The 11,355-nt window shown below is 69.2% G+C and carries 11 protein-coding genes and 1 pseudogene; 1 reads left to right on the top strand and 11 read right to left on the bottom strand.

Annotated elements, in window-relative coordinates; translation table 11 throughout:
• The 11 genes and pseudogenes from ACFU99_RS17725 to ACFU99_RS17675 form a co-directional block, all read right to left on the bottom strand.
• Window positions 1-175: pseudogene (locus ACFU99_RS17725) on the bottom strand (Fe-S cluster assembly protein SufB); the annotation flags it as partial.
• 15 nt (window positions 176-190) lie between these two features.
• Entirely contained in the window at window positions 191-826 is a 636-nt protein-coding gene (locus tag ACFU99_RS17720) for a NifU family protein (protein ID WP_384392530.1), read from the bottom strand.
• A 30-nt stretch (window positions 827-856) separates the two neighbouring features.
• Window positions 857-1,231 carry a HesB/IscA family protein gene (locus ACFU99_RS17715; RefSeq protein ID WP_384392527.1) on the bottom strand — a complete coding sequence of 125 codons (375 nt, stop codon included), beginning with the start codon at window positions 1,229-1,231 and terminating at the stop codon, window positions 857-859.
• A 16-nt stretch (window positions 1,232-1,247) separates the two neighbouring features.
• Complete coding sequence (locus ACFU99_RS17710) at window positions 1,248-2,507, bottom strand: aconitase/3-isopropylmalate dehydratase large subunit family protein (RefSeq protein ID WP_384392525.1); 1,260 nt, start codon at window positions 2,505-2,507, stop codon at window positions 1,248-1,250.
• 85 nt (window positions 2,508-2,592) lie between these two features.
• The gene (locus tag ACFU99_RS17705; protein WP_384392522.1) at window positions 2,593-3,798 is read right to left on the bottom strand and encodes a PLP-dependent aminotransferase family protein; all 1,206 of its coding nucleotides are present in this window, start codon (window positions 3,796-3,798) and stop codon (window positions 2,593-2,595) included.
• A gap of 98 nt (window positions 3,799-3,896) precedes the next feature.
• Window positions 3,897-5,021, bottom strand: coding sequence for a radical SAM protein (locus ACFU99_RS17700; protein WP_384392520.1), 1,125 nt, complete (start codon window positions 5,019-5,021; stop codon window positions 3,897-3,899).
• A gap of 87 nt (window positions 5,022-5,108) precedes the next feature.
• Window positions 5,109-5,642: a 3-isopropylmalate dehydratase gene (locus ACFU99_RS17695; protein ID WP_384392517.1), complete on the bottom strand. Its 534-nt coding sequence runs from the start codon at window positions 5,640-5,642 to the stop codon at window positions 5,109-5,111.
• Complete coding sequence (locus tag ACFU99_RS17690) at window positions 5,642-6,895, bottom strand: aconitase/3-isopropylmalate dehydratase large subunit family protein (protein WP_384392514.1); 1,254 nt, start codon at window positions 6,893-6,895, stop codon at window positions 5,642-5,644. The genes ACFU99_RS17695 and ACFU99_RS17690 overlap by 1 nt, the downstream gene beginning before the upstream one ends.
• 59 nt (window positions 6,896-6,954) lie before the next feature.
• A complete protein-coding gene (gene leuD, locus ACFU99_RS17685; protein ID WP_384392511.1) occupies window positions 6,955-7,428 on the bottom strand; it encodes a 3-isopropylmalate dehydratase small subunit in 474 nt (157 codons plus the stop codon).
• A gap of 5 nt (window positions 7,429-7,433) precedes the next feature.
• On the bottom strand, window positions 7,434-8,828 hold the full coding sequence (locus tag ACFU99_RS17680) for a LeuA family protein (protein WP_384392509.1): 1,395 nt from the start codon (window positions 8,826-8,828) through the stop codon (window positions 7,434-7,436).
• A 67-nt stretch (window positions 8,829-8,895) separates the two neighbouring features.
• The gene (locus ACFU99_RS17675; protein WP_384392507.1) at window positions 8,896-9,807 is read right to left on the bottom strand and encodes a hypothetical protein; all 912 of its coding nucleotides are present in this window, start codon (window positions 9,805-9,807) and stop codon (window positions 8,896-8,898) included.
• Window positions 9,808-10,574: 767 nt separating this feature from the next.
• On the opposite strand from ACFU99_RS17675, the gene ACFU99_RS17670 reads away from it, so the two are divergent.
• Window positions 10,575-11,355, top strand: a 781-nt coding sequence (locus ACFU99_RS17670; protein ID WP_384392503.1) for an MFS transporter, incomplete at its 3' end; no start/stop codon positions are given.

Below are 11,355 nucleotides of genomic sequence, written 5' to 3'. Positions count from 1 at the left end.
GCCGGAGCTTGAGCATCCACTCCGGCTCCGACTTCTTCGCCGAGATATCCCGGACGACCTCTTCCGAAAGGCCGCGCTTCGCCGAAGCACCGGCCGCATCGGAATCGGCCCAGCCGTATTCATACGTACCCAGCCCATCCAGGTCGGGGTGGGCGGTCTCCGTGGGGAGCGTCATGAGGGGGTGCTCCCTTCAGCGGAGGAACGGCGTGGTGCCGGCCGCGTGGTTGGTGACATCGACGATCTTGCGTATCTGGGGCATGGCGTCGACGATGAACCGCTCGATGCCGTCCGCCAAGGTCAGCGCGGCGCCGCTGCACCCCTGGCAGCCGCCGAGCAGGCTGACGTAGAGCACGCCGTCTTCGATCCGCTCCAGCTTGATGGCGCCGCTGTGCGAGGCCAGCGCCGGGTTGACCGTTTCCGCGAACAACTTCTCCACACGGGCGGTGAGTTCGTCGTCGTCGGATCCCGCCGGGGAGTCGGCGGAGTCCGTTGCCGCCTCGGATTCCGCGTTCGGGTTGCTGATCACCACCCCGAACTGCGGGTCCGCGTCCAGCGTGGCCCCCGACAGCCGGTCGGCGTCGGCGTCGGTTACCACGACGGTGAACTCCCCGCAATCCGTGATGAGATCTCCGGTTCCCGCCTCCGCCGTCGTCCGCCAGACGAACGCGTAGCGGAACTCGCCCCGGTCCTCGGACTCCACCGAGACGAACAGTGCGGGACGCTCCGCACCCGACTCGGGCTGGGCCAGATCGCGCAGCGCCGCGCGTGCCGCGTCGGTCACGGTGATCGCGGTACGCACCGCTGACTGCTGTGCCGTGCTGCTCATATGTGCCTCCCAAGTTCGCGACGGAAAGGGTCAGTTGAAGCTGTTGCCGCAACCACAGGAGGAAGAGGCGTTGGGGTTGTCGAAGACGAAACCGGACTCCATGAGCCCCTCCTCGTAGTCGAGGGTGGTGCCCTTCAGATACGGCATGGCCGTCTCGCCCACCACGATGCGGACCCCGTCGCGCTCGATGGTGGTGTCGCTCTCCGCGATCTCGTCCTCGACGTACATGGTGTACGAGAGGCCCGAGCAGCCACCGGGCTTCACCCCGATGCGCAGCGCCTTGCCCTGGGCTTCGGGCCCGAGCGACGCGGCGATCCTGCCGATGGCCGCGTCCGTCACCCGCAGCGCGTCCGTTCCGGTGCGCGAGGGGATGCTGACCGGGACCCGGTGCGTCGTCTCCGTCATGGCTGCCTCCTTGAGTTCACTTCAGATAGGTACGGGGATCGGTGATCCGGCCCTCGATCGCCGATGCCACGACGGTCGCGGGCGAGCCGAGATAGATCTCGGCCTGCGAACTGCCCATCCGGCCGATGAAGTTGCGGTTGTTGCTGCTGATGATCCGTTCGCCGGCGTCCATCAGGCCGCCGCTGCGCCCGCAGCACAGGCTGCAACCGGGCTGGTTCACCACGGCCCCGGCGGCTATCAGGGTCTCGACGTAGCCGGCCGCCACCGCCGCCTGGAAGATCTCGCGGCTGGCGGGGACGACGTAGAAGCGCATGCCCGGACTGACCTTGCGGCCTTCCAGCATCCGGGCCGCGATCTCGAAGTCCTCCAGCCGCCCGTTGGTGCAGGAGCCGAGGAACGCCTGCTGCACCTCGGTGCCCGCGGCCTCGCCGACCGGCTTGACGTTCTCGACGGTGCTGGGGCAGGCCACCACGGGTTCGAGATCCTCGGCGCGGTAGTCGAGGACCCGCTCGTACACGGCCCCGGCGTCCGGCGCCAGCGGGCTCTTCCCGGTGATGTCGCCGTGCCGGGAGACGTACGCGAGGGTGGTGTCGTCCGCCGCGATCAGACCGGTCTTCGCGCCGGCCTCGACGCTCATGTTGGACAGCGTGAGGCGGCTGTCCATGGTCATGGCGTCGATCGTGCCGCCGCCGAACTCCAGCGCCTTGTACGTCGCGCCGTCGCCGCCGATGTCGGCGATGACGCGCAGGATGATGTCCTTGGAGTACACGCCGGGGCCGAGGGCGCCCTCGACGTTCACCCGGATCGTGGGGACGACCTTCAGCCAGGTGCGGCCCGTGCCGAGCACCGCCGCCATCTCGGTGTAGCCGACGCCTGTGGCGACGGCGCCGAGGCCGCCGTACATCACGGTGTGCGAGTCGGTGCCGACGGAGATGTCGCCGGGGGTGATGTAGCCCTGCTCGCACATGATCTGGTGGCTGATGCCGTCGGACCGGTGCACATTGGCGATGCCCTGTTCCTTGATGAACTCCTCGGTTATCCGGTGGTAGACGGCGTCCCCGGGGAAGCTGGTGGGCACCAGGTGGTCGTAGATGATGACGACCGAGTCGGGGTTCTTGAGCCGGGTGAACCCCATCTCCCGGAATTTGCGGATCACGAAGGGCGTGAAGAAATCGTGGATCATCGCACGGTCGACGTCGATCTCCACGATCTCGCCCACCGTGACGGGGCGCCCGACCTTCCGCGCGAGGATCTTTTCGTAAAGGGTTGCGGGCACGTCTTCTCTCTCACTTTCCGTGCGCGGGATCGCGCTATGCCGTGCGCGTGATCGCGCTGTTCCGTGCGCGTGATCGCGCGTTCGCCTACAGCAGGCCGGCGAGCCGGCCGATGCCTTCTTCGATCTCCGCGGGGTCCAGGCGCGCGCAGCTCAGCCGCAGTTCGGCCCGTTCCCCGCTCTTCTCCCCGTCCCTGCGGAAGCGGGAGCCCGGCAGGAAGACGACGCCCGACCGGGCCGCCGTCCCCAGCAGTTCCTCGATGTCGGTCGCCGCGTCGAGGGTGACCCAGGTGAAGAAGCCGCCGCGCGCCGTCGTCCAGTGCGCGCGGCCGGCCAGATGGCGGTCGAGCGCGGCGAGCAGGGCGTCCCGGCGGGTGCGGTAGCGGGCGCACAGCCGGGGCAGCAGCCGGTGGTACGCGCCGCTGGTCAGCAGCTCGCCCATGACGGCGTGGGTCAGCGTGTTCGGGCAGACGTCCGTGTTCTCCCGCAGGGCCAGCGCCTTGCCGATCACGTCGGCGGGCGCGGCGAGCACACCCGTGCGCAGCCCCGGCGACAGGCCCTTGGAGAAGCTGGTCACGTACGAGACCCGGTCGGGCGCCCACCGCTGGATCGGGGGCGCGGGCGGTTCGAAGGCGATGTCCCCGAAGACGTCGTCCTCGATGAGGTGGCACGCGTGGCGCCGGAGCAGGTCGGCGATGAGCGGGCGCTGCTCGGCGGGCAGGCTGATGCCGGTCGGGTTCTGGTGGTCGGTGATGAGGTAGCAGACCTTGGCGCGGGGGTCGCCGAGGGCGCTCTCCAGCCGGTCGAGGTCGAGGCCCTGTTCGTCGAGCGGGACCGTGACGATCTCGGCGCCCGCCGCCTCGAAGAGTTCGAGGGCCGCGAAGTAGGTGGGGGAGGTGGTGACGACGACGTCGCCGGGGTCCACGTACAGCCGGGTCACGAGGTCGATCGCCTGCTGGCCCCCGCTGGTGAGCAGGATGGTCTGCGGCGAGGCGAGGACCTCGCGCCGCTCCAGGTGGGCGGCGACGGCCTCGCGCACCCACGGCGCCCCTTGCGCGGAGCCGTACTGGAGGGCCTGCGGGCCGCGCCGCGCGAGGACGCCCTCGAACGCCTCCTGTACGTGCCACATCGGGAACAGCCGCTCGTCCGGGAACCCGCCCGCGAAGTTGACGGCCCCGCCGGCGCCCCATCGCAGGACGTCGCCCATGGTGGACTCGCCGAGCCGGCCGGCCACCGCGGACCAGGCGGCCGCCGGGCTTTCCTGGGGCGATAACAGCCCCTGTGCTGCGTTCATAAGCGTTGGAAACTCTCTGTGCGGCCGGACGGACCCGGGGACGGAACCTGGGGGAGCGCGGGCACCGGAGCGCTACGGCCCGGTGCCCGTACCTCCGGTCAGCCGGTGCAGATCACTTCCTCCGCCTTCTGCTGCTCCTGCATCTTCTGCGTCAGCTGCACATACAGGCGGTCCTTGATCGGGCAGGGGTTGTCCCAGTCCGTGCCCTTGACCTTCTCCTTGAGGAGCTGGGAAAGGGACTTCTCACGGACGTTGCCGAACGTCGCCTCCGTCGCGGTGTAGCACTCGACGTAGTAGCCCTCCTCCGTGATCACCGGACCGAGGTGCCAGGCGAGGCAGGTCATGCACTTGTCCCCGTCGAGGACGATGGGGGTGAGCGTCTCCCGCTTGTCGGTGTAGTTGTCGATCAGAGTGCGGACCGACTCGACCTCGGCCGGCGGGAAGAGCTTGGTGGCCGCCTGGTCGAGGGCGCCGCCGATCGGCGACGGCACCTTGCAGATGAACTGGGCGTTGTGGTCCCGGGCCCACTGCTTCATCGTCGGAACGCTGTCGACGTTCTCCTTGGTGGCGATGCCGGTGAACGACATCCGGGTGTAGGTGCCATCCGGCTGCTCCCAGGTGTCGCCGAAGCCGGCCGCCATCATCCGGTCGACGCCGGCCTCGAACTTCTCCCACGCGCCGCGGACGTTGACGATGCTCTCGTACAGCTTGGGGTCGAGGGTCTCCAGCTTGACGAGCAGGGAGGCGCCGGAGTCGCTGAGGAACTGGGTCAGCTCCCGGCCGTCGAGCCCGTGCAGGTGCTTGGAGACCCGGTCGTTGCCCATGATCGTGCCGTTGGTGACGATGACCGGCATGAGCTCGCGGGAGACCGCGTGCCGGACGATGTCGGTGAGCGCCGGGTCGTACGTGGGCTCGCCGTCACCGCAGACGATCATGGTGCGGGCGCCGAGGTCCACGGCCTGGTCGATGAGGTTGCGGTACTCGTCGACGCTGAGCTGACTCGGATTGCGCTTCTTGTTGCCGAGCGCGTAGCAGTACCAACAGCGTATGTTGCACGCCGAGGTGGTGCTGACGCATATGGACAGGATGGCGTCGGGATTTCCGTTCTCCCGGACCTCCTTGAGGAGGTCCAGGTCGTCGCGGTTGTAATTGTCGATCCCGTGCAGAAGAAGGACGTCCTTCTTCGAGAACGTGTGATCGTTGAAGAGATTTGCCGTTTGCACTGCTTTTCCTCCATGGTTCCGATCGGTTCCAATGGGGTTTCTCCGGCAACGCCGCACCGTTGCAGTCAGCACTGCGCGCGGCGTGGGTCAGGAGGCGGTGCCGGAAGCCTCGGCGTTGACACGGCTCCAATAGGCGACGAGGCCGCCCTCGGCCACCATGTTCATGAGCTCGTGCGGGATGCTCCCGAAGGGAATCTCACGCGGCGGGACTCCCTCCTGTTCGTCCGCGACCTCGAACACGCACCGCTCCAGGTCGACGCCGACCCGCGATCCGGTGTCGACCAGCGGCGGCAGCGCCGATGACTCGATCACCAGGAGGCCGTTGTTCAGGGCATTGCGGTAGAAGAGCCGGGAGAAGCTGACCGCGATGACGCAGCGGATTCCCAGCTCCTTGATGATTTCCGGCGCCTGCTCACGGGACGAGCCGCTGCCGAAATTGCGTCCCGCCACGATGACGTCCCCCGGCCGTACGAATTCGGAGAAGTCCGGCCAGATCGGCGAGAAGGCGTACTGGGCCATGTCCCGTACGCTTGGCAGGGTCATGTACTGGGTGGGGATGACGATATCGGTGTCGATGTTGTCGCCGAGGCGGATGACCCGCGAGACGTCGGCGCCGCTCATCAGACGAACTCCCGGGGGTCGGTGATGTAGCCCCCGACGCAGGTGGCGGCGACCGTGGCGGGCGACGCCAGGAAGATCTCGCCCTTCTGGCTGCCGGAGCGGCCGGGGAAGTTGCGGGTGCCGGTGGAGATCAGCACATCGCCCTCGCCGATGGCCCCCTGGTTGCCGAAGCACACGGAGCAGTTCGAGTTGACGACCATGGCGCCGCTCTCCAGGAACACGTCCATGAGGCCCTCCTTGAGCGCCTGCATATAGACGCTCTTCGAGGCCGGCGCGACGATGAGCTTGACCTCCGGCAGCACCTTGCGGCCGCGCAGCACCCCCGCCGCGATCCGCAGGTCCTCGATCCGCCCGCTGTTGCACGAGCCGACGAACCCGGTGGTGACCGCCGTGCCCTCGTACGCGGTGACGGGCGCGATGTTGTCGACGTTGTGCGGGTAGGCGACGACGGGCTCCAGCGTCGACAGGTCGTAGGTGAACCGGCGCTCGTAGACGCAGTCGGGGTCCGAGGCGAACAGTTCCCCGGTGTCCACGTCGTCGCCGCGCTTCTCCCGCAGATAGCGCAGGGTCTCCTCGTCGGGCTCCACGACGGAGGACTTCGCGCCCGCCTCGACGCCCATGTTGACGAGGGTGGCCCGCTGCTCGGTGTTGAGCGCCCGGACGCCGGGGCCGCCCCACTCGATGGCCTTGTACGTCGCGCCGTCCGCGCCGAGGTCGCCGATCATGTGCAGCACGACGTCCTTGGCGAACACGCCCTCGGGCAGCGTGCCCTCGACGTCGATGCGGATGGTGGGCGGCACCATGACCCAGGTCTGCCCGGTCACCATCGCGGCGACGAAGTCGGTGGAGCCGACCCCGGCGGCGAACGCGCCGACCGCCCCGGCGGTCAGGGTGTGCGAGTCCGCGCCGAAGACGATGTCGCCGGGCTTGGCGTACTCCTCCAGGATCAGCTGGTGGCAGACGCCCTCGCCGTCGTGCAGTGGAATGCCGTGCTCACGGGCGAACGCCCGCATCTTGTTCTGGGTGGCCGTGGTGGTCGGGCTCTCCGACGGCACATTGTGGTCGATCACGAACACGGTCCGCTCGGGCGCGTGGATACCGCGCTCCTTGAGGCGGGCGTTGAACATGTCGATGCTGATGTGCGTGGTGGCGTCGTTCGTCATGCACCACGAGACATCGACGGTGAGGATCTCTCCCGGCCGCGCGTGCGGAACGCCCGCTGCACGGGCGAGGAGCTTCTCGGTGATGGTCATGCCCAAGGTGATCGGACCTTTCATAGTGCTCATGCGGGATCAGGGGGGTGCGGCGCGTGTTACGTCGTGGCGAGCAGGTGCTCGATGAGCCCGCCCGCGCGCACGATGTCGAGCACGTGGTCCGGGTAGCGGGGGAAGGCGAAGCCGGAACCGGCGGTGGTGATCGTGCCCTTCTCCAGGTCCACCTCGATCGCTTCGCCCTCGACGGCGGCGGCCGACGCCTCGGCGGACATCACCACCGGCAGACCGATGTTGATCGAGTTGCGGTAGAAGATCCGCGCGAAGGTGGGGGCGATGACGGCCGCCGCGCCCAGCGCCTTGATGACGCGCGGGGCCTGCTCGCGGGAGGACCCGCAGCCGAAGTTCTTGCCCGCCACGATGATGTCGCCGGGGGTGAATCCGCCCGCGAATTCGGGCCGCAGCCCCTCGAAGGTGTGGCCCTTCATGTCGTCGACGCCCGGCAGCAGCAGATACCGCGTCGCGATGATCTGGTCGGTGTCCACATCGTCGCCGAACTTCCAGATTTTGCCCATGGTGCTCACATGCTTTCTTGTGATGCCGCGACCGTGACGTCGCGGAAGATCTCCAGCAGTTCCTCGTCCGGCACACCGAGGCCGGTCAGATGCGCGTAATACGCCTCCCGGTACGCCGCGAAATCGGCCTCCGAAGCGCGGCGTTCGCGCCGGAGCTTCACCTCTTCGAGCACCGCGTCGGCCGCCTTGTCCAGCACTTCCGCGGGCAGTTCGTCCGTGAGCCCCAATGCCGCCAGGGTGTGCAGGACGCCCGCTTTTCCGCTGTGCTTGCCGAGGACGAAGCGGTGCTCCCCGCCGACCACGTCCTGGTCGATGGTCTGGTAGATCGCGGGGTGAATGGATATGCCCGCGGTGTGCATTCCCGACTCGTGCGCGAAGACGTTGTGGCCGATGATCGGCTCGTGCGGCTGGATGGGAATTCCGGAGTACGTCTCGACCGCCCGCCGAAGGTCCCACAGCCGGTCGTAGGCGAAGCCCGGCAGCTCGACGCCGTACAAATCCCGCAGCACCATGACGACCTGGTGGATGGAGGTGTTGCCGGCCCGCTCCCCGATGCCGCAGGCGGAGATGCTGGCGTGCGTCGCGCCGTGGCCCAGGGCCCGTACGGTGTTGATCGCGCCCAGCCCGAAGTCGTTGTGGAAGTGCGCGGTGATGGGGAAGCCGGGCAGCGCCTTCACCAGCGGCGGGATGTAGGCGTCCACGGCCTCGGGGGTGAACACCCCGCAGGTGTCGGAGAAGCACAGCCGGGTGCCGCCGGCCTCGCGGCAGGCCCTGGCCCACTGGAGGAGGTAGTCCTGGCTGGCGCGGCTGGCGTCCTCGCTCGCGAACTCCACGGTGCCGAAGCCGAGTTGGGACGCGTACGCCAGATGGTCGGCGATGAGGTCGAGGTTGGCCTCCCGGTACCACTCGACGGGCCGGCTCAGCCAGTCCGCCTCGGGCGTGCCCTTGTACTTCAGCAGGGTGCGCCCCAGCTTGTACTTCAGGTGCAGGTCGGAGGCGGTGGACAGGACGAGCACGCCCACCGAGGCCAGATCGGCGCCCGCCTGGCGGGCCGTCTCCGCGGCGACGGAGATATCGTGCCGGGTGGCCCGCGCGATCGTCATGATCTCCATGTCGGCGCGCAGCCGCCCGCTCTGCCGCGCCGCCAGGATGCGGCGCAGCGCCTCGCGGTCGGACTCGCTCGACGCGGGGAACGCCGCCATGAGGACGTCCACGCCCATGTCGCTGAGCAGACCGGCCAGTTCGAGCTTCTGATCGGGGCTGAAGGCGACGCCCGGCATCTGCTCGCCGTCGCGGAGCGTCTCGTCGTAGATGTGGATGCGCTGCGGGAATTCCTTGCCCGCGGTGAACTCGACGGGCTGCCGTACCAGGGTGTGGAGGGGTTCCCTCAATTCGATCATGCTGTGTCCTCCGCTCGTCACTGTCGACGCTGTTCAGGGGGCCTGGCCGCTTACGGCGCTCAGGCGCTCAGCCGCTCCGGCCGGGGCCGCGGGACCGGCCGAGCAGCCAGACCGTCCGCGGGAACGAGTCGTTGTTGTCGATGACCCCCGGCGGATAGTCCAGCCTTTCGAGCACGGTCAGGCCCGCGTGGCCGTACCAGCGCTCCCACAGCCCGGCCGGGACGATGCTGTTCTTGTACGGGGTCGAGTCCAGCTCGCGCAGGGCGCTGAGCCCCGGCCGGTCCGCCGTCTCGACGGTGGGTTCCATGACGAGGGCGACGCCGCCCGTACGCAGGGCGCGGACCGCCGACCACAGCAGCCACTGCGGCTGCCGCATGTGGTGCAGGGCGTCTTTGAGTATCAGCAGGTCGAGATCGGCGCCGAGCGGCCGGTACGCCTCCAGCGGGGTGATGCGCCGCTGCCGCAGTCCGCCGGCCCGGTGGCGGGGCGCGGTCCCGCTGTCTGTGTAGGTGTTGGTGCCGGTGTTGGTATCGATGTCGACGCACAGGGCCCGCGCGGCGGTCTCCCGCACCAGGGTGCCCTCGAACTCGCCGAGGCCCGCGCCGATGCTGACGACGCCGGGGCGCCTGGGCAGCAGCGACCGGAGGAGCTCGCCGAGCCGTAACCAACAGGCCAGCGCGGTCTGCCGGGCGCGCAGCAGGGCCAGTTCCGCGAGGACGAGCCGTACGCCGCCGGCCGGCGGTCCCACGAGGCGGGCCATGGCGCCCAACTCCTGGGTGAGCACCTCCTCTTGGACCGTCCGGTACCCGGCGTCGACGGAGCCGTGCAGGTACGCGCCGACGCACGGCGCCCGGTTCGCCGAGCGGAGCTCTTCCAGCAGCGGCCGCAGACCGGTGGCGGAGGACGCCACGGCGGGGACCAGCGCGGCCAGCCGGGGGCTCCCGGTGTGCCGCACCACGTCCAGCAGGAGGCCGGACATCCGGCGCGCGGCGGCGCTGCCGCCACCCGCCCGGAGACCGAATTCCCAAGGTCGGACGCCCGCTGCCTTCAGAACGGATCGGACCTGCGCGATATCGCACAGCAGGCGCCAGCGAGCGGAAGAGTCTTGAAGGGTGGACGCGAGTCGCGTCGTCAGAGCGGAGTACTGCTCCTGGAGCGCGCCCGCGGGCAGTGGTCGCGCGGTCCGTCCCCCCGGTGGGTGCGGCAGGAGCGCCGGACGCCAACCGGAGCCGCGACAGTCGCCGACGTCCGCCTCCGCCATCGTGGCAATGGCCGACAAGATCCCTCCCCGTTCGGTCACTTGGCATCTGAAGGGCACCGCACGGCGGTCGCCGAAGACCGCTCGCCTCGCCCGGGAAATACGCGCACGGCCGTCGTCCGTCCAGGCACGCACGCAACTCTGGCCTCTCCCCAAGCCGTCGGGGTCCGCCGGAATCAGAGGTTATGCGCTCGGTCTACGCAGGTCTACATCGTGGACGAATACATCTCAACTGTTGAGACATACCCGAAAATCTCGAAGGTCTGTTTAGGGGATCTTTGTCCGCATCGATCTTCCGGAAAGCCCACGGTGCGGCGGAGGAAGCCCACGGTGCGGCTTCCGAAGGCCCACGGTGCGATCGGCGCGCACGGACGGATCACAGTCAAGGGCTGCACGTACGGCGGCGCGGTCAATTAAGATCGCGCCCTGTCCCCAAGCCGCAACGGTCCGCCTCGCCCTGTCACTTCACTCACGCGAGGCAGCCCTTCATGCAGACTCCAGCAGCACCCCCGTCGGCCGAGGCGACCGGCCACCCGAAGCGCGGACTCGTGCTCACCACCATGTGCGCCGCGGTGATCCTCGTGGTGGCGATGGTCTCGGCCGTCAACCTTGCCGTGCCGAAGGTCGCCGACAGCGACCTCCACCCCTCGCCCACCCAACTGCTGTGGTTCGTCGACGCGTACGTCATCGTCTTCGCCTGCCTGCTCATCCCCGCCGGAGTCGTCGGCGACCGCTGGGGCCGCAAGCGCGCGCTGCTGTGGGGGCTCGGCGTCTTCGCCGCGGGCTGCCTCGTCTGCGCCCTGGCCACCGGCATCCCGGTGCTGCTCGCCGGACGCATCATCACCGGAGCGGGCGCGGCCCTCGTCATGCCGGCCACCCTGTCGCTGGCCCTCATCGCCTTCCCGCCCGCCGAACGCCCCCAGGCCATCGCCACCTGGACCGGCGCGGCCGGCATCGGCGGCGTCGTCGGCTACCTCGTCGGCGGCGGGCTGCTGCAATTCCTGCCCTGGCAGGGGCTGTTCGCCGCCATGGTCCCGGTGACGGCGGCGGTCATGTACGCCGTGCGCTTCGCCCCGGCCGCCCCGCGCAACGACGCCCCGCTCGACCCGGTCGGCACCGGCCTCCTCGTCCTCGGCTTCGTGGCCCTGCTGTACGGCATCATCGAGGGCCCGGCCGCCGGCTGGCTGTCGGCCCCTGTCATCAGCGCCTTCGTCCTGGGGCTGCTGGTCCTCACCGTCTTCGCCCTCCAGCAGGCGCGCAGCCGGTACC

The organism is Streptomyces sp. NPDC057654, from assembly GCF_042800135.1.
Taxonomy (GTDB): Bacteria; Actinomycetota; Actinomycetes; order Streptomycetales; family Streptomycetaceae; genus Streptomyces.
This window is presented reverse-complemented; position numbering and strand designations above follow the sequence as displayed.